Source organism: Pseudoroseomonas cervicalis, assembly GCF_030818485.1.
GTDB classification, from domain to species: domain Bacteria; phylum Pseudomonadota; class Alphaproteobacteria; order Acetobacterales; family Acetobacteraceae; genus Pseudoroseomonas; species Pseudoroseomonas cervicalis_A.
In genome coordinates, this window is the sequence record NZ_JAUTAJ010000005.1 from 229661 (window position 1) to 251300 (window position 21640).

Annotated in this window: 16 protein-coding genes; 7 read left to right on the forward strand and 9 right to left on the reverse strand. The window is 71.0% G+C overall.

Features of this window, described 5'->3' with window-relative positions; all coding sequences use genetic code 11:
* Window positions 1-4 precede the first annotated feature (4 nt).
* From QE401_RS22645 to QE401_RS22655, 3 genes are all read right to left on the reverse strand, one after another.
* Window positions 5-967 carry a sugar-binding protein gene (locus tag QE401_RS22645; RefSeq protein ID WP_307140471.1) on the reverse strand — a complete coding sequence of 321 codons (963 nt, stop codon included), beginning with the start codon at window positions 965-967 and terminating at the stop codon, window positions 5-7.
* Window positions 968-1119: 152 nt separating this feature from the next.
* A complete protein-coding gene (locus QE401_RS22650; RefSeq protein ID WP_307140472.1) occupies window positions 1120-1887 on the reverse strand; it encodes an SDR family NAD(P)-dependent oxidoreductase in 768 nt (255 codons plus the stop codon).
* A gap of 28 nt (window positions 1888-1915) precedes the next feature.
* A complete protein-coding gene (locus QE401_RS22655) occupies window positions 1916-2929 on the reverse strand; it encodes a Bug family tripartite tricarboxylate transporter substrate binding protein (RefSeq protein ID WP_307140473.1) in 1014 nt (337 codons plus the stop codon).
* Between the two features lie 142 nt (window positions 2930-3071).
* Here QE401_RS22655 and QE401_RS22660 point away from each other — a divergent pair, with 142 nt between their 5' ends.
* A complete protein-coding gene (locus tag QE401_RS22660) occupies window positions 3072-4049 on the forward strand; it encodes a LysR substrate-binding domain-containing protein (protein WP_307140474.1) in 978 nt (325 codons plus the stop codon).
* 4 nt (window positions 4050-4053) lie between these two features.
* Here the strand turns inward: QE401_RS22660 and QE401_RS22665 are convergent, their stop codons facing one another.
* Together QE401_RS22665 and QE401_RS22670 are read right to left on the reverse strand one after the other, a co-directional pair.
* Window positions 4054-4977 carry a dihydrodipicolinate synthase family protein gene (locus QE401_RS22665; RefSeq protein WP_307140475.1) on the reverse strand — a complete coding sequence of 308 codons (924 nt, stop codon included), beginning with the start codon at window positions 4975-4977 and terminating at the stop codon, window positions 4054-4056.
* A gap of 84 nt (window positions 4978-5061) precedes the next feature.
* Complete coding sequence (locus QE401_RS22670; protein WP_307140476.1) at window positions 5062-6801, reverse strand: IlvD/Edd family dehydratase; 1740 nt, start codon at window positions 6799-6801, stop codon at window positions 5062-5064.
* Between the two features lie 271 nt (window positions 6802-7072).
* Between QE401_RS22670 and olsC the strand changes: the two genes are divergently transcribed.
* Window positions 7073-7885, forward strand: coding sequence for an ornithine lipid ester-linked acyl 2-hydroxylase OlsC (olsC, locus tag QE401_RS22675; protein ID WP_307140477.1), 813 nt, complete (start codon window positions 7073-7075; stop codon window positions 7883-7885).
* Window positions 7886-7959: 74 nt separating this feature from the next.
* Here the strand turns inward: olsC and zwf are convergent, their stop codons facing one another.
* Window positions 7960-9438, reverse strand: coding sequence for a glucose-6-phosphate dehydrogenase (gene zwf / locus QE401_RS22680; protein WP_307140478.1), 1479 nt, complete (start codon window positions 9436-9438; stop codon window positions 7960-7962).
* 247 nt (window positions 9439-9685) lie between these two features.
* Between zwf and QE401_RS22685 the strand changes: the two genes are divergently transcribed.
* Together QE401_RS22685 and QE401_RS22690 are read left to right on the forward strand one after the other, a co-directional pair.
* Window positions 9686-10204, forward strand: coding sequence for a MarR family winged helix-turn-helix transcriptional regulator (locus QE401_RS22685; protein ID WP_307140479.1), 519 nt, complete (start codon window positions 9686-9688; stop codon window positions 10202-10204).
* Window positions 10201-11871: an FAD-dependent monooxygenase gene (locus QE401_RS22690; RefSeq protein WP_307140480.1), complete on the forward strand. Its 1671-nt coding sequence runs from the start codon at window positions 10201-10203 to the stop codon at window positions 11869-11871. Before QE401_RS22685 ends, QE401_RS22690 begins: the two co-directional genes overlap by 4 nt.
* Here QE401_RS22690 and QE401_RS22695 read toward each other — a convergent pair.
* The 3 genes from QE401_RS22695 to ftsH all read right to left on the reverse strand — a co-directional run bounded on the left by QE401_RS22695 (window position 11868) and on the right by ftsH (window position 18606).
* On the reverse strand, window positions 11868-12980 hold the full coding sequence (locus tag QE401_RS22695) for an ABC transporter permease (RefSeq protein ID WP_307140481.1): 1113 nt from the start codon (window positions 12978-12980) through the stop codon (window positions 11868-11870). The genes QE401_RS22690 and QE401_RS22695 overlap by 4 nt on opposite strands.
* 1 nt (window position 12981) lies before the next feature.
* On the reverse strand, window positions 12982-15699 hold the full coding sequence (rbbA, locus tag QE401_RS22700) for a ribosome-associated ATPase/putative transporter RbbA (protein WP_475638113.1): 2718 nt from the start codon (window positions 15697-15699) through the stop codon (window positions 12982-12984).
* Window positions 15700-16764: 1065 nt separating this feature from the next.
* Window positions 16765-18606, reverse strand: coding sequence for an ATP-dependent zinc metalloprotease FtsH (gene ftsH / locus QE401_RS22705; protein ID WP_307140483.1), 1842 nt, complete (start codon window positions 18604-18606; stop codon window positions 16765-16767).
* 133 nt (window positions 18607-18739) lie between these two features.
* Here ftsH and QE401_RS22710 point away from each other — a divergent pair, with 133 nt between their 5' ends.
* The 3 genes from QE401_RS22710 to QE401_RS22720 all read left to right on the forward strand — a co-directional run bounded on the left by QE401_RS22710 (window position 18740) and on the right by QE401_RS22720 (window position 21428).
* Window positions 18740-19060 carry a hypothetical protein gene (locus QE401_RS22710; RefSeq protein WP_307140484.1) on the forward strand — a complete coding sequence of 107 codons (321 nt, stop codon included), beginning with the start codon at window positions 18740-18742 and terminating at the stop codon, window positions 19058-19060.
* 120 nt (window positions 19061-19180) lie between these two features.
* Window positions 19181-19936 (forward strand): YoaK family protein, encoded by a 756-nt coding sequence (locus QE401_RS22715; RefSeq protein WP_373461491.1) that lies wholly within the window; start codon window positions 19181-19183, stop codon window positions 19934-19936.
* A 544-nt stretch (window positions 19937-20480) separates the two neighbouring features.
* Window positions 20481-21428 carry a replication protein RepA gene (locus QE401_RS22720; protein ID WP_307140485.1) on the forward strand — a complete coding sequence of 316 codons (948 nt, stop codon included), beginning with the start codon at window positions 20481-20483 and terminating at the stop codon, window positions 21426-21428.
* Window positions 21429-21640 lie beyond the last annotated feature (212 nt).

Below are 21640 nucleotides of genomic sequence, written 5' to 3' on the forward strand. Positions count from 1 at the left end.
GCGCTTACCGGCCCCGCAGCAATTCGCGCATCTGCGCCTGGAATTCCTGCACATTGCTGCGGTCGATGATGCGCGTCGGGATGATGATCTGCTTGCTCTCGGGAATGAAGGAGCGGTCATTCTCGAGATACTTCACCATGCCGACCATGCTCTGATAGCCGAACTCGAAGGGCTGCTGCACGACGGTGGAGTGGATCACGCCCTCGGCCACGCCGCGCAGCGTCAGCCCGTCCTCGTCGAAGCCGACGATGCGGACCTTGCCGTCGCGGCCGGCGCCCTTCACCGCCTGGTAGATCTGCGGCGTGTTGTAGGCCCAGAGCCCCACCATCAGGTCGATATCGCTGCGCCGCGCCAGCGTGTCCTCGACATTGCGCTTGGCGCGCGCCAGGTCGCTCTCATCGGTGCGGATATCGGCGACCTCGATATTGCCGCCCTGGAGCGCCTCGCGGATGCCCTGCACACGCTCGCGCGCATTGTCGGCATCCATGGTGCCGACGAACAGCATCGCCTTGCCGCCCTGCGGCAGCGCCGCCTTCATCTGCTTGCCGGCCTCGCGCCCGGCGGCGACATTGTCGGTGCCGATATAGACGACGCGGTTGCTGTTCGGCGCGTCGCTGTCGGTGGTGAACAGCACCGCCTGGGCGGCGGCGCGGTTCAGCATCTCGGTGCTGTTGCCGGGATTGATCGCCGAGATGGCGATGCCGGCGACGCGGCGGGCCAGCAGCTCGTCGACGATGCGCCGCTGCTCGGCGGCGCTGGCCTGGCCGGGGACGATCATCTCCATGTTGAACTGCGGGTATTCGCGGTTCGCCTTCTCGATGCCGCGGCGCGCGATGGTCCAGAAATCGGCCGAGACATTGACGACGAAGGCGAGGGTCCTGCGCTCCTGCGCGGCGGCCGCGCGCGGCAGGCCGGCGGAAGCGAGGGCAAGGGCGGCCGGAGCGGCCAGCAGGCTGCGACGTTTCATGGAACTTCTCCCTGAGGCGTTGTGATCCGGCCCCCTCTCATCGAATCCGGGGGGCCTGGACCGGTCACACCGGCGGGGAGATTTGGCCCCGCCGGGAAGCCGCGCCGCCAGCGCCAGCAGGCTGGCGTGCCATCACCTTGGCGTGACAGCGATCAGGTCCAGCCGCCATCCACGGTGAATTCCTGCGCCGAGCACATGGCGGAGGCCGCCGAGGCCAGGAACAGCGCCATGTCGGCGATATGCGCGGGCAGGACACGGCCGGCCAGCACCTGGCCCGCCTCGATCTCCTTCTCCGCCTCCGGCGTCACCCAGAGCTTCAGCTGCCGCTCGGTCATCACCCAGCCGGGCACCAGCGTGTTCACCCGGATGTTCTGCTTGCCATAATCGCGCGCCAGGCCGCGCGTCAGCCCGTGCACCGAGGCCTTGGCCATGGTGTAGGCGGGCATGCCGCCCTGGCGCAGCTTCCAGCTGACCGAGCCGAAATTGACGATGGAGCCGCCGCCGGCGCGCTGCATCTGCGGCACGATGGCCTGTGCCGCGAAGAAGAGCGGGCGCTGGTTGATGGCCATGCGCTCATCCCAGTATTCCGGCGTCACCTCTTCCGGCTTGTGGCGCTGGTCATTGGCGGCGTTGTTGAGCAGCACGGTGATGTCGCCATGCGCCGCCTGCGCCTGGGCGATGGCGGCGCGCAGCGCGGCGATGTCGCGCAGGTCGCAGGGCAGGAAGAGCGGGGCGGCGACCCCCTCCCCCTGCAGCCGGGCCACCAGGGCCCGGCTCTCCTCCTCGGCGATGTCGACGAAGGCGACGCGGCTGCCCTGCCGGGCGAAGGCCTCGGTCAGCGCCGCGCCGATGCCGCTGCCGCCGCCGGTGATGAAGACGCTGCGGCCTTCAAGATCAGGGTAGATGGCGTTGCGCGTCATGGTTCCTCCTGACTGCACCGCCGCCCCTTCAGCCGGCGGTGATGTTGTTGGCCTTCACCACCTCGCCCCAGCGGGCATGGTCGCGACGCAGCATGGTGTCGAAGGCTTCCGCCGTGCCGCCGCCCGGCTCGTCGCCCTGGCTGATGATGCGCTCCCGCACATTGGGGTCGCGCAGCGCGGCGTTGAGGGCCTCGTTCAGCTTCGTGATCGCCTCCGCCGGCGTGCCCTTGGGCACGGAGAGGCCGATCCAGCTGGTGATGATGAAATCCTCCAGCCCCTGCTCCGCCGCGGTCGGGATGTCGGGGAAGGCGGGGGCGCGGTTCTGCCCGGTCACCAGCATGCCGCGCACCTGGCCGGCCTTGACGAAGGGCGCCACCACCGAGGCGGCGTCAAACATCAGGCTGAAGCGGCCGGCGATGAAATCCTGCATGGCCGGGCCGCTGCCGCGATAGGGCACGTCCTGCATGGCGGGGCGGCCGATTCGCGTGCGGAACAGCTCCATCGCGCAATGCGACATGCTGCCGGCGGCGGGCGTGCCGTAATCGACGCCATTGGGCTGCGCCTTCAGCCAGCTCACCAGCTCCGGCAGCGTCTTGGCGGGAACCGAGGGGTGCACGCAGAGGATCAGCGAGCTCTGCAGCGCCAGGCCCACCGAGACCAGCTCCAGCGGGTTGATCGTCATGCCCGGGAAGGTGTGCGGGTTGATCGCCATGGAGCTGGAATTGGCCGCCAGCACCGTATAGCCATCGGGGCGGGCGCGCAGCACCGCCTCGGTGCCGATATTGCCGCCGGCGCCGCCGCGATTCTCCACCACCACCGGCTGGCCCAGCGCCGCCGACATGCCGTTCTGGATGATGCGCGCGGCGAAATCCGTCTGCCCGCCGGGCGGGAAGCCGACGATCATGTTGACCGGCCGCTGCGGCCAGGCGCCCTGCGCCCGGGCCAGGCCGGGGGCGATGGCCGGCAGGGCCAGCCCGGCCCCGGCCGCCGCCAACAGGCCACGGCGCGTCGGCGCGAAACCGCTGTCCTTCGTGATGCTCACGCAGGTTTTCCTCTTGTCCTGGACGTTGTCGCACGGTGCGGTCAGGGCCGCCCGGTCTTGTTGTTCCCTGGATAGGAGAGCGCAGCGATACCGTCTAATGTGATTTTGAGTTGAAGGCATAACAAAGAGGATATCGTCCGCCATGCAGCCCCCTGCCCCCAAGCGGCTGCCGCCCAACTGGTTCGCCCGGGCGCGGCTGAAGCTGCGCCATCTGCAATTGCTGCAGGCGCTGGACGAGACGCGCAATCTGCACCGCGCCGCCGCGCTGCTCGGCCTGACCCAGCCCGCCGCCTCCAAGCTGCTGGCCGAGGTGGAGACGATGCTGGGCGGCGCGCTGTTCGAGCGCCATGCGCGTGGCATGCGGCCGAATGAATGGGGTGAGGTGATGCTGCGCCGCGCCCGCTCCGCCCTGGTGGAGCTGGAACAGGCGGCGGCCGAGCTGAACGGCCTGCGCGAGGGCAGCGGCGGTGTCGTCGCCTTCGGCACCGTCACGGCGGCGGCGGCCGATGCCGTGGTGCGCGCGGTGGAGGCGGTGCAGCGCGAGCATCCGGCGCTGCAGGTGACGGTGGAGGTGGACACCAGCCCGCCTCTGGTCGCCAGGCTGCGCGAGGGACGGCTCGACTTCATCGTCGCCCGCCCGCCGGCCGAGCCGGTCGCCGGCCTCGATTATCGCGAGATCGGCGAGGAGGAGCTGTGCTTCATGGCGGCGCAGGGCCATCCGCTGCTCGCCCGCGGCCCGGTGGGGCTGGCCGAGATGCTGGATTATGGCTGGGTGCTGCAGCCCCCCGGCAGCCTGCTGCGGCAGGAGGTGGAGGAGATGTTCCTGCGCCACCGCCTGCCCTTCCCGCGCCGCGTGCTCAGCACCGCCTCGATGCTGCTGAGCCTGGCCGCGCTGAGCCAGGGCCAGTCGATCGGCGTGTTCAGCGCCTCGGTCGTCGGGCTGTTCGCCGAGCGCGGCAAGCTGCAGCGCCTGGCGCCGCCGCGCGAGCAGCCAAGGCTGACGGTGCGGCCCTTCGGCCTGATCCGCAGCCGCGACCGCCCCCTCTCCCCCTCGGCGCTGCGGCTCTATGAGGCGGTGGCGCGCGAGCTGGACAGCGCCGCCGCCCCCGTCCCCGGCTGAGGCGTTACTTCCCCCAGCGCAGCACCTGGGCGTCCAGCCGCAGCGCCAGCTCCACCAGCCCGGCGCGCGTCGCCGGGTGCAGCGGGGCCAGCGGGTGGCGCGGCGCGTCGCAGCGGATCACGCCGCCTTCCTGCATCAGCGCCTTGGCCGCCAGCAGCCCGCATTGCCGGTTCTCGTAATTGATCAGCGGCAGCCAGCGCTCATAGGCGTCCATCGCCGCCGCGCGGTCGCCGGCGACATAGGGGTCGATGATCTGGCGGATGCCGTCGGGGAAGCCGCCGCCGGTCATGGCGCCGGTCGCCCCGGCATCGAGGTCGGCCATCAGGGTGATCGCCTCCTCGCCATCCCAGGGGCCGACAATGGCGTCGCCGCCCAGCTCGATCAGCGTGCGCAGCTTGGCCGCCGCCTGCGGCACCTCGATCTTGAAGTAGGAGACGTTGCGGATCTCCCGCGCCATGCGCGCCAGCAGCGCGGGCGAGAGCGGCGTGCCCGCCACCGGCGCATCCTGGATCATGATCGGGATGTCGATCGCGTCCGAGACCTGGGAATAGAACTCATACACGGCGCTTTCGCCGACCCGGATGGTGGCGCCGTGATAGGGCGGCATGATCATCACCATGGCCGCGCCCGCCTGCTGCGCCCGCCGGCTGCGCTCGGCGCAGAGCCGCGTCGAGAAATGCGTCGTGGTGACGATCACCGGCACCCGGCCCGCCACATGCGCCAGAACCTCATCCTGCAGCTGCTCGCGCTCGGCATCGCTCAGCACGAACTGCTCGGAGAAATTGGCCAGGATGCAGAGCCCGTGCGAGCCGGCATCGATCATGAAATCGACCGCGCGCTTCTGCCCGGCCAGGTCCAGCGCGCCATTCTCGTCGAAGATGGTGGGCACCACGGGGAAGACGCCGCGATAGGGGGCGGAGCCGCTCATTCTCTGTTTCCTCCTGGGCAAGGGCCCGGCGGGCATTGGGCGATGCCGGCGGGGCGCCGGTCAATGCCCCGCCGCGCGCTTCCGTCAGTGATTGTCGCGCGGCACCGGCGCGCCGCTGCGCCCGACCAGGAAGTCCAGATCGGCGCCCTGGTCGGCCTGCTGCACATGGTCGATATACATCTTCACATAGCCGCGCTCCGCGGCCGGCGGCGGCGGTGTCCAGGCGGCGCGGCGGGCGGCCAGCTCGGCCTCCTCCACATGCAGGTGCAGCCGGCGCCCGGGCACGTCCAGCGTGATCAGATCGCCATTCCGCACCAGCGCCAGCGGGCCGCCGGCCGCGGCCTCGGGCGCCACATGCAGCACCACCGTGCCATAGGCGGTGCCGGACATGCGCGCGTCCGAGATGCGGATCATGTCCCGCACCCCCTGGCGCAGCAGCTTCTTCGGGATCGGCATGTTGCCGACCTCGGCCATGCCCGGATAACCCTTCGGCCCGCAATTCTTCAGCACCATGATGCAGCTGGCATCGATGTCGAGATCCTCGTCATCCTTGCGGGCGTGCAGATCCTCGATGGTCTCGAACACCACGGCGCGGCCGGTGTGTTTCATCAGCTCGGGCGAGGCGGCGGAAGGCTTGATGACGGCGCCATCCGGCGCCAGATTGCCGCGCAGGATCGCCATGCCGGATTCCGGCTTGAACGGCGTCTCCAGCGGCGTGATCACCTCGCGGTTCCAGCATTCGGCGTCGCGCACATTCTCCCACAGGGTGCGGCCATTCACCGTGGGCGCGTCCTTGTGCAGCAGCCCGGCCTCGCCCAGCGCGCGCAGCACCACCGGCAGTCCGCCGGCATAGTAGAAATCCTCCATCAGGAAGCGGCCCGAGGGCATCAGATCGACGACGCAATGCACGCCGCGGCCCAGCGCGTCGAAATCCGCCAGCGTCAGCTCGATGCCGACGCGCCGCGCGATGGCCAGCAGATGCACCACCGCATTGGTCGAGCCACCGATGGCACCCAGCGTGCGGATGGCATTCTCGAAGGCCTCCCGCACCAGGATCTTCGAAAGGACCAGATCCTCCTCCACCATGCGCACGATGCGGCGGCCGGCCATGCGCGCCAGCTCGTTGCGGCGCGCATCGGCGGCGGGAATGGCGGCATTCTGCGGCAGGCCGACGCCCAGCGCCTCGACCAGCGAGGCCATGGTGCTGGCCGTGCCCATCGTCATGCAATGGCCGGAGGAGCGGTTCATCGCCGCCTCGGCCTCATGGAATTCGTGCAGCGTGATCTCGCCGGCGCGCAGCTGCTCGCTCATCGAGATGATGTTGGTGCCCGAGCCGATCATCTGCCCGCGATAGACGCCGCGCAGCTGCGGCCCGCCGGAGACGCCGATGGTCGGCAGATCGGCCGAGGCCGCGCCCATCAGCAGCGCCGGCGTCGTCTTGTCGCAGCCCATCAGCAGCACCACGCCATCCAGCGGATGGGCGCGGATCGCCTCCTCCACATCCATGGCGGCCAGGTTGCGGTACAGCATGGCGGTGGGCCGCATCGTCACCTCGCCCAGCGAGGAGACGGGGAATTCCAGCGGGAAGCCGCCCGCCTCCAGCACGCCATAGCGGACATGCTCGGCAATGGTGCGGAAATGGCTGTTGCAGGGGTTCAGCTCGGACCAGGTGTTGCAGATGCCGATGACCGGCTTGCCCTCGAACTGGTCCTGCGGGATGCCGCGATTCTTCAGGAAGGAGCGGTAGTAGAAGCCCATCTTGTCCTGCCGGCCGAACCAGGCCTGGCTGCGCAGGGTCCGGGCCGGCTTCTCCTCGCCGCTCATCGGGCGTGGCCCTGGCAGTCCGCGCCATGCCGGCGCATCCGCTTCCGCATCCTGTCCTCCCCTGGGGCCGCGTTTGCGCCATCCTGGGCCGTGGAGCGATATGGGTCCAATGCGGAGTTCCGCCTGGATGATACCGGAATTGATATAGGAAACGGGGGCAAACTCCTGGAATCCGGGTCCGTCCCCTGACATTGAGTCGCAACATCGTATATGACAGGGCCAGCTCACGACGCCCCGCCCGGGGCCGCCAGGCAGGAATCAGGAGAGCAGCGTGCAACCCACCACCGGCAACGCCGCGCCGCAGCAGAATTTCGGCACCGCCAACATCGCCCCGATGGGCGGCACCAGCCGCATGACGCGCTTTTTCATGGGCATCGTCGCCTGGGCCGAACGCCTGAACCTGCGCCACACCAAGGTCGGCAACCCGCCGGTCTATGACAATGCCACCTTCCCCTGGACCGCCGAGATCGAGCGGGAATGGCACCTGATCCGGGCCGAGCTGGAGAAGGTGCTGGTCCGCCAGTCCGAGCTGCCGAGCTTCCACGACATCTCGACCGATGTGCAGACCATCAGCAAGGACAGCGCCTGGAAGACCTTCTTCCTGGCCGGCTATGGCCTGTCCTCGGAAGAGAACATCAAGCGCTGCCCGGAAACCTGGCGCATCGTCCAGAAGATCCCGGGCCTTAAGACCGCCATGTTCTCGATCTTCGAGCCGGGCAAGCACCTGCCCGCCCATCGCGGCCCCTATAATGGCGTGCTGCGCCTGCATCTCGGCCTGATCGTGCCGGAGCAGAGCGACCGGCTGGCCATCCGCGTCGAGAACCAGGTCTGCCACTGGCAGGAAGGCAAGGCCCTGGTCTTCGACGACGCCTATGAGCACGAAGCCTGGAACCACACCGACAAGACCCGCGTCGTGCTCTTCGTCGACTTCGTCAAGCCGCTGCGCTTCCCGGCCCGGCTGGTGAACTGGATGCTGCTGAACCTGGCGGTCTTCACCCCCTTCATCCGCGAGGGCCTCGACAACCACAAGGAGTGGGAGAAGAAGTTCTACGCCGAGGCCGAGGCGCTCCGGAACCGGAAGTAGAAGAATCTGGGAGGGCTCTGCCCTCCCAGACCCTCCGGCCGGGGTGGCAGGGCCACCCCGGACCCCGCCTTCGGTTACTCCAGGCTTTCATACCAGGTGCGGCCGTCGCGCTCGATCATGGCGATCGCCGCGGTCGGGCCCCAGCTGCCGGCGGCATAGGGGCGCGGCGCCTCGGGGCGGTCGGCCCAGCCCTGCAGGATCGGCTCCACCCAGTTCCAGGCGTGCTCCACCTCGTCGCGCCGCATGAACAGCGTCGTGTTGCCGCGCACCACATCCATCAGCAGCCGCTCATAGGCATCCGGATAGCGCGTGCCGAAGGCCTTCTCGAAGCTGATATCGAGCCCCGTCGGGCGCAGATGCAGCCCGCCCGGGCCGGGCTCCTTGGTCATCATCTCCAGCCGCATGCCCTCCTCCGGCTGCAGCCGGATCAGCAGCCGGTTGGGCTGCATGCCCACTACCTCGCGCGGGAAGATGCTGAAGGGCGGCGTGCGGAACTCGATGATGATCTCGGACACCTTGCGCGGCAGCCTTTTGCCGGTGCGCAGATAGAAGGGCACCCCGGCCCAGCGCCAGGAATTCACCTGCAGCTTCAGCGCGACGAAGGATTCCGTCAGGCTCGGCCCCTCCTCGCCCAGATCGGCGCGATAGCCCGGCACCGGCTGGCCCTGAATGGCGCCCGCCGTGTACTGGCCGCGCACCGTGTGCAGATGCGCCTCATGCCGCGGGATCGGCCGCAGCGCCCGCAGCACCTTCACCTTCTCGTCCCGCACCGCATCGGGGTCGAGCGAGATCGGGCTCTCCATCGCCAGCAGGCAGAGCAGCTGCAGCATGTGGTTCTGCACCATGTCGCGCAGCGCCCCGGCGCGGTCGTAATAGCCGCCGCGCCCGCCAATGCCGACCTCCTCCGCCACCGTGATCTGCACATGGTCGATCATGTCGGCATGCCACAGCCGCTCGAAGATCGGGTTGGCGAAGCGCAGCGCCATCAGGTTCTGCACCGTCTCCTTGCCGAGGTAATGGTCGATGCGGAAGATCTGCGCCTCCGGCAGCACCTCGCCCACCGCGCGGTTGATCTCCCGCGCGCTGGCCAGGTCATGGCCGATCGGCTTCTCCAGCACCACGCGCGACTGCGCATGCAGCCCGCCATGCCGCGCCAGGCGCTGGCAGATCGGGCCATACAGCTCGGGCGAGGTCGCCAGGTAGAATTGCCGCACCTGCTCCGGCCGCTCGGCCAGCAGGGCGACGAGCGCTTCCCAGCCCTCCTCGCCCGCGGCCTCGACCCGGCGGTAATGCATCAGGCCCAGGAACTCGGCGAGCGTCGCCTCCTCCAGCGTGCCCTCCGGCAAATAGCGCTGCAGCGCCGCCTCGGCCTGGGCGCGGAAGCCGGCATCGTCGAGCGCCGAGCGCGCCGCGCCGATGATGCGGCTGCTGGCCGGGAATTGCCGGTCGCGCCAGCGCTGATACAGCGCCGGCAGCAGCTTGCGCATGGTCAGGTCGCCGGTGGCGCCGAACACCACGCAGTCGAAGGAGGCAACGGGGAGGATACGGGCCATGCAGCGACCTTCCGGAAAGCTGGCTGCAGCCTAGCATCGACCGGGGTCTGGCCGGAAACCGCGCCGGCGTGACATCGCCCGGCCGCCGGCGGGCGGCACAGGGCATCCACATGCTTATCCCCAGCGCCGTCCACCGGAATGGTGGATAACTTCGCTGGCCGGGCAACCCGGGGGCGGCCCCGCCGTTTCTGCCCTCGAATGACAGCATGCTGTCATTTTGACAGAAGGCTGACGGATTGGACGCTCCATGGCCCCGGCACACCCTGCGCCGCCCCGCGCCTCGCCACGGGCGCGGGACGCCTTCTCCACCCTGGTGGTGGAGCTGTTCCGCCTGAATGGCGCGCTGCTGGAGGCCGGCGACCGGCTGGCCGGCGATCTCGGCCTGACCAGCGCCCGCTGGCAGGTGCTGGGCGCCATTGCCCTGGCCCCTTCGCCCCTGCCCGTCGCGCATCTCGCCCGCCAGATGGGGCTGGCGCGCCAATCGGTGCAGCGCCTGGTCCGCGAGATGCAGCGCGAGGGGCTGCTGCGCCTGGAGCCCAACCCGCATCACCGCCGCGCGGCCCTGGTGGCGATGACCCCGCGCGGCGAGTCCGCCTATCGCCGGACCATGGCGCGCAAGGATCTCTGGGCCGATGGGCTGACCCAGGGCCTGCCGCCCGAGGCCATGCAGCAGGCCGCCGCCCTGCTGCAGGAGCTGCGCCGGCGCGTGCCGGACTCGCATGGCCATATCGCCGCCATCGCCGCCGCCGAGGAGCATCCGGCATGACCGACCGCGCCGCCCCGCCGCCGCCCGATGCGGAGGTGATCATCATCGGCGCCGGCCCGGTCGGCCTGACCACCGGCTGCGCCCTGCGCCATCACGGCATCGACTGCCTGCTGCTGGAGCAGCGCCAGGACATCAAGGCGTATTCGCGGGCCAACAATCTCTGGGCCCGGCCGCAGGAGCTGCTGGCCGGCATCGGCCTGCGCGACAGCCTGGCCGAGCAGGCCCATGCCATCCACAGCATCAACTTCTTCCTCCATGGCCGGCCGACCGCGCCGATCCCGATCGCCGAGGTCGACAGCCCCTATCCGCGGGTCCTCTACAGTGGCCAGGACGTCATCGAACGCACCCTGTCCGACACCTTCCAGGCACGCGGCGGCCGGCTGCAGCGCGGCTGCCGGGTGACCGGGATGCAGCAGGACGAGGCGGGCGTCACCATCCTGCTCGAGCGCGAGGACGGCACGCAGGAGCAGCGCCGCGGCCGCTACCTGGTCGCCGCCGATGGCGCGCGCAGCACCATCCGCCCGCTGCTCGGCCTCGACTTCGCGCCGACCAAGCTGCCCGGCTGCATGAACCGCCAGGGCGATGCCCGGCTCTCCTGGCGCCGCTCCGGCGAGGCCGACCAGCTCTGGTTCTTCTACTACGAGCGCGGCTTCGCCGGCATCATGCCGGTCTGGGGCGGCTATCACCGGCTGTTCTTCCTGGCCGACGACAGCGGCGTGCCGGAGCGCGACCCGACGCTTGAGGAATTGCAGGCCCTGGCGCGCGAGGTGACGGGCGACGAGACCCTGACCCTCTCCGACCCCGCCTGGCTGACCCATAGCCGCTTCGAATACGGCGTCTCCCCGGCCTATGCGCGCGGCCGCGTCTTCCTGGCCGGCGATGCCGGGCATCTTTCCCTGCCGATGGGCGGCCAGGGCATGAATGCCGGGCTGCATGACGCGGTGGAGATCGCCTGGCGCCTGGCCATGGCGCTGCGCGGCCAGGCGGGGCCGGCCATCCTCGACTCCTACGATGCCGAGCGCGGCGCCGAGCATATCCGCCTCAGCGCGCAGCAGGTGCGCGGCTTCCGCTGGACCGTCTATCGCGGCCCGGTCACCGACAGGGCGCTGGCGCTGGCCGCCGCCGCCCTGCCCAATCTCGGCTCGCTGCTGCAGGGGACGGATGACATGCAGCAGATGCGGGTGGCCTATCCCGACAGCCCGCTGAACGAGGATCATCTGGCTGGCCTGGCGCGGCTGCTGCGCTCCGGGCCGAAGCCCGGCGAACGCGCCCCGGACGCGCCGGTGGTGCGCGAGGGCGCTGTCACCACGCTGTTCCACCATCTCTACAACCCGGATGGCCGCAGCGCCGGCTGGGCGCTGCTGGGCTTCGATGGCCGCTCGGCCGAGGCCGCCGCAGCGCTGCGCGCGGCGATCGAGGCCATCGCCCCCTGGCCCTGGCTGCGCCCGCGCCTGGTGCTGGCCGGCCCGCTGATCGCCGCCGGCGACACGCCGGTGCTGTCGGATCTCGATGGCCGCGCCCATGGCGCCTATGGGCTGGAAGGGCAGCCGGCGCTGGTGCTGGTGCGGCCGGACGGGCACATCGCCTTCCGCGACAGGGCCGAACGGGTGGATCGCCTGATCGCCTATTGCCGGCGGGTCTTCGGCGAACCGGCGCGCCCGCTCTAGCCCAGCCGTGCCAGCGACCGCCGCAGCCCCAGCAGCGCCGCGCCCAGGAACAGCAGGCCGAGCCCCAGCAGCGCCGCCAGCCGCGGCGCCACGATGTCGAAGCCGGCGCCGCGATACAGCACCGCCTGGGCGAAGGCGACGAACTGGGTCGAGGGGGAGATCTGCACCACCTGCTGCAGCCAGGCCGGCATGCTCTCCAGCGGCGTCATGCTGCCGGAGAGCAGCATCATCAGCATCAGCGCCGGCAGCGCCAGCACGCCGAACTGGCCGGTGGAGCGGGTGGCCGTCGCCAGCAGCACGCCCAGCGCCGCGACCGAGGCCTGGAACAGCACCGTGCCCAGCACGAACAGCCCCAGCGACCCGGCCAGCGGCACGCCGAGCAGCCCGCGCACCACCAGCAGCAGCGACAGCACCGCGGCACCGACGATGACCAGCGCATTGGCGCCGATCTTGGCCAGCAGGATCTCGGCCGGCGAGACCGGCATGGCCAGCAGATGCTCCAGCGTGCCGTGCTCGCGCTCGCGCAGCAGGGCGGCGCCGGGCAGGATGATGGAGAGGATGGTGATGCTGTTCACCACCTGCATCACCGCGGTGAACCATTCGGGGATGGAGTTCGGGTTGAAGCGGGTGCGCGTCACCAGCGCCACCGGCTGCTCCGCGCCGCCGAGCCGCGCCGCCACCTCCTGCCGCACGATCTGCTGGATGTAACTGCTGCCATTGCCGGCCTGCGCCATGGCGGTGGCATCGATGTCGATGGCAAGGCCGGTGGGGCGGCGGGCCAGCAGATCGGCCTCGAAGCGCGGCGGGATCTGCAGCACGAAGACATGGCGCCCTGCATCCAGCGCCGGCGCCACCTCGCGCGCGCCGATCAGCGGCGCGGGGCGGAATTGCGGCGGCAGCAGCGCCGCGCGCAGCGCGCGGGAGAGATCGGAATGATCCTCGTCCACCACGGCGATGGCGGCGTTGCGCACCTCCATCTTCACCCCATGCGCCACGGAATAGACCGCCACCGTGAAGGTATAGGCCAGCAGCAGCAGCAGCACCGGGTCGGCGCGCAGCACCCGCAGCTCCTTCAGCCCCAGCCAGAGGATGGTCAGCAGCCGCCGCATCTCACGCCTCCTGCTTGCGCAGCGCCAGCGCGGCGGCGCCGATGAACAGCAGGGCGAAGCCGGCCAGCTCCAGGTGGCTGGGCCAGAGCTCGGCAAAGCCCAGCCCCTTGGTCATGCTGCCGATCGAGATCTGCTGGAACCAGCCGGCCGGAAAGCCGAGCCCGATGGCGCGCGCCGCCCCGGAGAGGCCGGAGACCGGCACCAGCAGCCCGGAGAAATTCACCGCCGGCACGATGCAGAGGATGGCGGCGGCAAAGATCGCCGCCACCTGGCTGCGCACGAAGGCCGAGACCAGCAGGCCGAAGCCGGTCGCGGCCAGCACATAGAGAAACCCGCCGAGTGCCAGGGCGAGCCCCGAGCCGCGCACCGGCACACCGAAGACCAGCCGCGCGCCGGCCACCAGCAGGGCGAAGCTCACCAGCGCCACCGCGACATAGGGCAGCTGCTTGCCCACCAGGAATTCCAGCGCCGTCACCGGTGTGGCGCGGAAATTGGCGATGGCGCCGCTCTCCTTCTCGCGCACCACGCCGACGGCCGCCATCATCGCCGGGATCAGCACCAGCATCAGCATGATGATGCCGGGCAGGATGGCGACCGCGCTGCGGAAGGCCTGGTTGTAGCGGAAGCGCGGCTCGATCCCGAGCAGCTCCGGAGCGGCGGGCAGCGACGATTGCGCCTGCCGCTCGGCCAGCCAGGATTGCGCCAGGCCGGTGACATAGCCGCGCGCCGTCTCGGCGCGGAAGGGCATGGCGCCGTCCAGCGTCACCGCGACCTCCGGCTGCCGCCCGGCGCGCAGATCCTCGCCGAAGCGCGGCGGGATCTCGATGGCGAGCGCGATGCGCGCGGCGCGCAGGCGCGCCTCGGCCTCCGCCGGGCTGGCCAGCTCCGGCCGCTCGGTGAAGTAGCGGGAGCCGGCGAAGCTCTGCAGCAATTCGCGGCTTTCCGGCGTGCGGTCCTGGTCGAGCACCGCATAGGGCAGGTTCTCGACATCGAAGGAGATGCCGAAGCCGAAGGCCAGCATCAGCAGCAGCGGCCCGAGCAGGGCGAAGGCGATACGGATGCGGTCGCGCAGCAGCTCCAGCGCCTCGCGCCAGGCGCAGGCCCAGAGCCGGCGCGGGTCGAAACGTCCGGGCGCCCGGCGCGGCGCGGCGGCGGGCGGCGGCGCCTCGGCCGCGGCTTCCGGCCCGGCGGCGCGCTCCAGCGCACCGATGAAGGCCTCTTCCAGCGTCGCCGCGCCCTGCTGCCGGGCGAGCTCCCGAGGCGGGCCCACCGCCAGCACCCGTCCCGCATGCATCAGCGAGATGCGGTCGCAGCGCTCCGCCTCGTTCATGAAATGGGTGGAGATGAAGATCGTCACCCCCTCCTGCCGCGACAGCCGCAGCAGATGGGTCCAGAACAGGTCGCGCGCCACCGGGTCGACGCCGCTGGTGGGCTCGTCCAGGATCAGCAGCGAGGGCTCGTGCACCAGAGCGGCGGCCAGTTGCAGCCGCTGCCGCTGGCCGAGCGGCAGGGCCTCCGGCGCGCTGTCCGCCACCGCCGCCAGGTCGAAATCGCGCAGCAGCGTGGCGATGCGGGCGGCGGCGCGCTCCGGCGGCAGGTGGAACAGCCGGGCATGCAGTTGCAGATTCTGCCGCACCGTCAGCTCGCCATAGAGCGAGAAGGATTGCGACATGTAGCCGACCCGCGCGCGCGCATCGCCGCCGCGCGCCGGGTCCTGGCCCAGCACAAGCGCGGTGCCGGCGCTGGCCGGCAGCAGCCCGGTCAGCATCTTCATCGTCGTCGTCTTGCCGCAGCCATTGGAGCCGAGGAAACCGAAGATCTCGCCGCGCGGGATCGACAGCTCGACATTGTCCACCGCGACGAAATCGCCGAAGCGCTTGGTCAGGCCATGCGCCGCGATGGCCGGCGCCTCGCCCGGGCGCGGCGGCGGCGGGGGCGTGATCTCCACGGCGCGGTGCCCGGCGCGGCGCGCCTCGGGCAGCAAGGCGATGAAGCTTTCCTCCAGCGTCGCGCAGCCGGTGGCCCGGCGCAGTTCGGCCGGGCTGCCCTGGGCGATGACGCGGCCGGCATCGAGCGCCGCCAGCCAGTCGAAGCGCTCCGCCTCCTCCATATAGGCGGTGGCGACCAGCACGCTCATGCCGGGGCGGCGGGCGCGCAGCCGGTCGATCAGCGTCCAGAATTGCCGGCGCGACAGCGGGTCGACGCCGGTGGTGGGCTCGTCCAGGATCAGCAGCTCCGGCTCCCGCACCAGGGCGCAACAGAGAGAGAGCTTCTGCTTCATGCCGCCGGAGAGCTTGCCGGCCGGCCGCGCCGCGAAGCGGGTGAGGCCGGTGGCCTGCATCAGCTCCGCCGCGCGCGCCGCGCGCTCCGCCCGGCCCTGGCCGAACAGCCGGGCGAAATATTCGATGTTCTCGGCGACCGATAGCGTCGGGTAGAGGTTGCGGCCCAGCCCCTGCGGCATGTAGGCGATGCGCTGCCGCGCCGCGGTCAGCGCCGAATCCTGCCGCAGATCGGCGCCCAGCGCCTCGACACCGCCCCGCTGCGGCCGGCGCACCCCGGCCAGCAGCGCCAGCAGGGTGGATTTGCCGACGCCATCCGGCCCGACCAGCCCGGCCATGACACCGCCGGGGATGTCCAGTGTCACCCCGTCCAGCGCGGCGATCCCGCCATAGCGGTGCGTGACCTCCCGCAGCCGCGCGGCGGGCGCGGCGGGGCTCACGGCAGGCGCACCTGCAGCCGCTCGGGCCAGGGCTCGGCCGGGTCGAGCCGCAGATAGGCCAGGCCGCGCACGCCGCCCTTTACCTGCTCGGCATGGGCGCGCAGCAGCTCGGGCGGCAGGCGCAGCTTGACGCGGAACATCAGGTTTCTCGCGCTCCTGCGCCGTCTCCACCTGGCGCGGGGTGAATTGCGCGTTCGGCGCGACGAAGCTGACCGTGGCGGGCAGCACGTAGTCCGGCGCCGGGTCCAGCACCAGCCGCGCCTCGGCGCCATAGGCCAGGCGGCCGGCCTGGGCGGCGGGCAGGAAGACGATCATCGAGACATCGGTAGGGTCGATCAGCGTCGCCACCCGGCCGCCGGCGGCGACCACCTCGCCCTCGCGCAGCAGCCGGTAGAGCACCCGGCCGGCGCGCGGCGCGGCCAGCACCGTGTCGGCCAGCAGGGCGCGCGCCTGGGCCAGATTGGCCTCGGCCGCCGCGCGCGTCGCATCGGCGCGGCGCTGCCCGGCCTCGGCCGAGAGCAGCGTCGCTTCCGCCACCTCCAGCGTGGCGCGGCGCTGGTCCAGCTGCTCGGCGGGGGCGAAGCCGCGTCGGTGCAGCTCCTGGGTGCGGGCCAGCTCGCTCTGCGCCAGGCTGCGGTTGCTGCGGGCGCGGGCGATCTCGGCATCGGCGGCGGCGCGGGCCTGCGCGGCCTCGGCCAGCTGCGCCTCGGCGGCGTGCAGCTGCGCCTGCTGGGTGCTGGCATCCAGCCGCGCCACCACCGCGCCCGCCTCCAGCATCTGCCCCTCCTCGATGGAGAGGCTGGCGATGCGGCCGGCGATCTTGCTGGCGATGTCGATCTGCTCGGCCTCGATGCGGCCATTCACCGCGACGATGGAGGGCGGCAGGCCGGGCGCGGCGGCGAAATGCCGCCAGGCCGCCCAGGCCCCGCCCGCCACCGCCAGCGCCGCCACGCCCAGGATCCAGAGCCGCCTCGACAATGCCATTCTCCCCGCCCGTGGCGCCGCATGGGCGGGAAGACTAGCCCTGCCGGGGGGCCCTGGCCTTGACCCAGGGCAAGCCGGGCGTCACGCCTGCGTGACGCCGCCTCCGCCCTCGCCCGCCCCGCCCGGCGCCTCCACCAGCGCCAGCAGCTGCGGCCGGTCCAGCGTCTCCTGCGCCAGCAGCGCGCGGGCGGTGCGCTCCAGCGCCTCGCGGCGGTCCCGCAGCAGCACCAGCGTGCGCTCATAGGCGCGCTGCACGATGCCGCGCACCTCCTCATCCACCGCCGCCGCGGTGGCTTCCGAATAGTCATGCTCGCGCGGCAGCCCGGCGGCGGGGCCGAGGAAGGCGCGGTTCTCCCGCTCCAGCGCCACATGGCCCAGCCGCTCGCTCATGCCGTAGCGGGTGACCATGGCGCGGGCGATGTCGGTGACACGGGCGAGATCATCCGAGGCGCCGGTGGAGAGATGGCCGAAGACGATCTCCTCGGCGGCGCGGCCGCCCAGCAGCACGGCCATCTTGTTCTCCAGCTCCTGCCGCGTCATCAGGAAGCGGTCCTCGGTCGGGCGCTGGATGGTGTAGCCCAGCGCGCCGACGCCGCGCGGGATGATCGACACCTTGTGCACCACGTCGGAGCCCGGCAGGGCGAGGCCCACCAGCGCATGGCCCATCTCGTGATAGGCCACGATCTCGCGCTCATGCGGGTTCAGCAGGCGGTTGCGCTTCTCGAGGCCGGCGATGATGCGCTCCACCGCATTGTTGAAATCCTCCATCGACACCGCCTCGGCGCCGCGGCGGGTGGCCAGCAGCGCCGCCTCGTTCACGAGATTGGCGAGGTCGGCGCCGGTGAAGCCGGGGGTGAGCGCGGCGATCTCCTCCACCGCCACGCCGGGGGCCAGCGTCACCTTGCGCAGATGCACCGCCAGGATCTGCACCCGCCCCTGCCGGTCGGGCCGGTCCACCAGCACCTGGCGGTCGAAGCGCCCGGCGCGCAGCAGGGCCGGGTCGAGGATCTCCGGCCGGTTGGTGGCGGCCAGCAGCACCAGGCCGGAGGAGGGGTCGAAACCGTCCAGCTCGACCAGCAGCTGGTTCAGCGTCTGCTCCTTCTCGTCATGCCCGCCGCCCGCGACGCCGGCGCTGCGGGCGCGGCCCAGCGCGTCCAGCTCGTCGATGAAGATGATGGCCGGCGCCTTCTCGCGCGCCTGGGCGAAGAGGTCGCGCACCCGGGCGGCGCCGACGCCCACGAACATCTCGACGAATTCCGAGCCGGAGATGGAGAAGAAGGGCACCCCCGCCTCGCCGGCCACGGCGCGGGCCAGCAGCGTCTTGCCGGTGCCGGGCGGGCCCACCAGCAGCACGCCCTTGGGCAGCCGGCCGCCCAGCCGGCCGTGGCGCGCCGGGTCGCGCAGGAACTCGACGATCTCGCGCAGCTCGTCCTTCGCCTCGTCGACGCCGGCGACATCCTCGAAGCGCACGCGGGTGTCGGTCTCGACATAGACCTTGGCCTTGCTGCGGCCGACCTGCATCAGCCCGCCCATGCCCTGGCCCATGCGGCGCAGAACGAAGATCCAGACGCCGATGAACAGCAGCACCGGCAGCACCCAGGAGAGCAGGTCGCGCAGGAAGGTGCTCTCGATCTGCCCGGTGTAGCGCACATTGTAGCGCTGCAGCTCCTGGGCGAAATCCGGGTCGACCCGCGTCGTGGTGAAGCGGGTCGGCCCGCCTTCCGACAGCGGCTCGCGCAGCGTGCCCTGGATGAAGCGGTCGGAAATGCCGATCTCCACCACCTTGCCATCGCGCAGCAGCTGTTCGAACTGGCTGTAGGGGATCGGCGCCACGGTCCGGCTGGCCAGGAGGGACTGGATCAGCAGCACCGCCAGAAAAGCCAGCAGCCAGTAGCTGACATGGAACCGCGTCTTGTGCTTCATGGGGCCTCCAAGCGCCCGGCAGCTTCCGCCCTGGCGGCGGATCGGTCCAGCCCCGGGGCACATCTCCCCGCCAACGATCGCCCCGTCCCGCGCGTTGCACCGCGGTCCGCCCACACACGGAGAGGATAAGCCTATGTTCACGCTCGAGATCGGGGGCCGCGCCATCGCGGTGATCGGCACCGATGAGGAGGATGCCCGCGACCTGGTGGCCAATCCCTCCTTCCGTGAGGACCTGCAGCGCCTGCTGAGCGACGACCAGCCCCTGTGGGATGGCGAGGCCGAGCTGGTGCTGCGCCCGGCCAATGAGGACGAGATCGCCGAGTTCGACGAGAGCGAGGACGAGCCCGAGGCCGGCGAGGAGGAAGATGAGGACGAGGATGAGGAGGAAGGCGCGGTGGTGCTGTTCCTGGTGCCGATCCTGGATCCGGACGAGGAGGATGAGGACGAGGCCTGAGCCATAGGCCCCGGCCTCTCCCCAGGCCTATAGTGAAGGAACGCCCCGCCTCCGGCGGGGCGTTCTGCGTTCCGGGCCGGCCTTCCCGGGGCGGACCGGCGGAGCTGCGGGAGGTGCGGGATGCGGCGAGAGGGCGGGACCACCGGGGCGCGGGCGGCGCCGGCCTGGGCGCTGCGCCGCCCCGTCGCGCATCTCAGCGAGCGGCGCTTCGGCCTGGCGCTGACCTTCGTCGCCGGCGCGGTGAATGCCGGCGGGCTGATGCTGGTGGGCCAGTACACCTCGCACATGTCGGGCTATGTCTCGGCGCTGGCGGATCATCTGGCGCTCGGCGCCTTCGCCGCCGTGCTGGCCGGGCTGGCGGCGCTGCTGCCCTTCCTGGGCGGCGCCGCGCTCTCGGCCATGCTGATCAACTGGGGCAGGCGGCGCGGCCATGCCAGCCCCTATGCCCTGCCGCTGCGGCTGGAGGCGGCGCTGCTGCTGGGCTTCGGCCTGCTGGGCGCGGCCTTCCACGGCGCGGCGCTGGTGGTGGTGCCGGCGGTGCCGCTGCTCTGCTTCCTGATGGGGCTGCAGAACGCCACCATCACCAAGATCTCCGGCGCGCGCATCCGCACCACCCATGTCACCGGCATCGTCACCGATCTCGGCATCGAGCTGGGCAAGCTGGCCTATTGGAACCGGCTGGGCGGGCCGCAGGACGCGCTGTTCGTGCGCGCCGACCGGGCCAAGATCCGCCTGCTGGCCGGGCTGCTGGGCGGCTTCTTCCTGGGCGGGCTGGCCGGCGCGCTGGGCTTCGGCCATCTGGGCTTCGCCTCCTGCCTGCCGCTGGCGGCCCTGCTGCTCTGGCTGGCCGAGGCGCGGATCCTGCCGGGTGGCTGAAGCTTGTTCCCCTAAGCCCTTGTTCCTTCGGATTCGCTGGCGGGGCGCTGTGACCAAAGTCCAACCCGCTTTCGCGCCCGGGCGGCGCCGGCACCGGCCGGTGACCAAAGTCCAAGCCCCGGGCCGGCGCGCCCGCAGCCAGGCGGGGCGGCGTGACCAAGGTCCAACGCACCCGGCTGCGGCGCAACGCCTTGAAGCGGCACGACTCCGCCGCGCGGCGGCCGCCTGTGACCAAGGTCCAACCCGTGCCATCCAGAGTCGGCGATTCGGCCGGGAAAGCGCCGCGCGAGTCGTTTTCCACCGCCGGCGGCCCCGTCCGGCTGGACCTTGGTCAGCCGGGCTTGGACCCCGGTCAGAGGCGCCTGCGGGCCGCCTCCTGGAAAATCAAGAACTTGGAAACTTCATCCCCTTGGACCTGGGTCAGACAGCAATTAACCAAGAAATCCAAATAGCCTTCCAACTAGCCCGCTGACCAAAGTCCAAGCTGCCAGCCCGGCCCCGGCTGGGCTAAGCGGGGCTAGGCTTCGGCATTGGGAGAGAAGTCATGGAGGAGGTGCGCTCCGCGCGTCGCCTAGTCGAGGAGCATGGCCGTCTCGGGGCCATCGCCCGGCATGAGGATCGGCGCCTGGTCGAGATCATCGCCTCCTACGGGGCCGATGAGGAAGTCGGCATCCCCAATTTCCTCTATTCCGGCTGGTGCATGACCGCACTGCCGCACAGCCGCATCGCCGATGACAAGGCCTGGCGGCTGGAGAACGGCAATGTCGTGCTGCTGGTCGAACCCGGCCGCCGCGCCCTGCCGGGGGAGGCCGATGAGTGGATCGGCGTGCCCTATGGCCCGACCGCCCGGCTGATCATGATCTACCTGCAATCCGAGGCGCTGCGGACCAACAGCCGCAACATCGAGCTCGGCCGCTCGATGAATGAGTGGTTCGGCCGCATGGACAAGAAGGCCGGCGGCAAGAGCTACAAGCTGGTGCGCCAGCAGGCCGAGCGCATCGCCACCTGCCGCTTCAGCTTCCATGCCGAGCGCGACGGCGTGCGCGCCATCCGCAACCAGTCGATCGTCGATGAGGGGCTGCTGTTCCTCGACGGGCGGGAACAGGATAGCCGCCAGCAGAGCTTCTTCCAGGAAGGGGTGGTGCTGTCGGAGAGCTTCTTCCGCTCGCTGAAGGAGCACGCCGTGCCGGTCGAGGAGCGGGCGATCCGCCATATCTCCAACTCCTCCATGGCGATCGACACCTATTGCTGGCTGGCCTACCGGCTGCATTCGCTGAAACGGCCGACGCCGATCTCCTGGGCAGCGCTGCACAGCCAGTTCGGCTCCGGCTACGGGCAGGTCGCGGCCTTCAAGCGCGCCTTCCTCAGCAAGATCCTGCCCTCGGCCCTGGCCGTCTATCCGGAGGCCGGCGAGCGCGGGGTCGAGGTCTCCGACACCGGGCTGATCCTGAAGCCGACCCGGCCCCCCATCCTCAGCCGCCACGCCGCCTGAGGGCGCATGACAGGGCCGGGACGCAGCGCGTTCCGGCCTTTTTGCCGGCATTCCGGCGGCCTGCCCAAGGTCCAAGCCCGGCCCCGGCGCCACAACCCAGGATTGTGGCTTCTCCCTGAGTTCCATTGATGATTTTCATGGAACCGGTGCTGACTCGGCCGTGGCTTGCGCCACCCGCCGGGCCCTGCGCAGCATGCCCGCCCCAGGCCGTC